This is a genomic window from Halocynthiibacter sp. C4, assembly GCF_028823805.1.
GTDB lineage: Bacteria > Pseudomonadota > Alphaproteobacteria > Rhodobacterales > Rhodobacteraceae > Falsihalocynthiibacter > Falsihalocynthiibacter halioticoli.
In genome coordinates this window covers 1-578 of record NZ_JAPEIE010000008.1, presented here as the reverse complement: position 1 = coordinate 578, position 578 = coordinate 1, and the positions used below count along the sequence as shown (strand labels likewise).

At 50.7% G+C, this 578-nt stretch carries 1 protein-coding gene; it reads left to right on the top strand.

The window, feature by feature from the left end; translation table 11 throughout:
* Positions 1-522, top strand: a 522-nt coding sequence (locus tag OU789_RS16805; RefSeq protein ID WP_274656942.1) for a sugar O-acetyltransferase, incomplete at its 5' end; no start/stop codon positions are given.
* Between the last annotated feature and the right edge of the window lie 56 nt (positions 523-578).

Sequence of the window (578 nt, the reverse complement as noted above, 5' to 3'; positions counted from 1 at the left end):
AAATCTAAAGCGAGCAAGGCCAAGGCGCGGCTGGATGCTGTCTCCAACAATGATTTGCCGGCACGAGTTGAGGCTGCAAAAGATTTGTTTGCAGAAGGAAGTGGGCCGTCGATAGTTCTTTCACCTTTTACTATCCAGTACGGACGACACGTAAAGATTGGAAAGTGGTCTTTCGTAAATTATGGCGCCACATTTCTCGACTCAAATATCATAACATTAGGTGATTTTGTTGCAGTTGGGCCCAATGTCCAGTTCATTACAGACACCCATCCCGTTCGGCCCGAAGACCGGTTTCAACCCCCAAAGGAGGGCGACCCCTTTCCGTTCAGAGTTGTAAACTACGCGTTACCAATTACGGTCGAAAATCATGCTTGGATCGGTGCAGGAGCAATCATCATGCCAGGAGTTACGATTGGAGAGGGCGCGGTCGTCGCTGCTGGCTCGATTGTTACGAAAGATGTCCCGTCGCGGATGATCGTTGCGGGCAACCCGGCGCGTGAACTTCGTTCGGTAGACGATTAATTTCACGTACACCGGCCGCCAACACTAAAGCGTAAAAGATGTCCGGTATGGGCTCA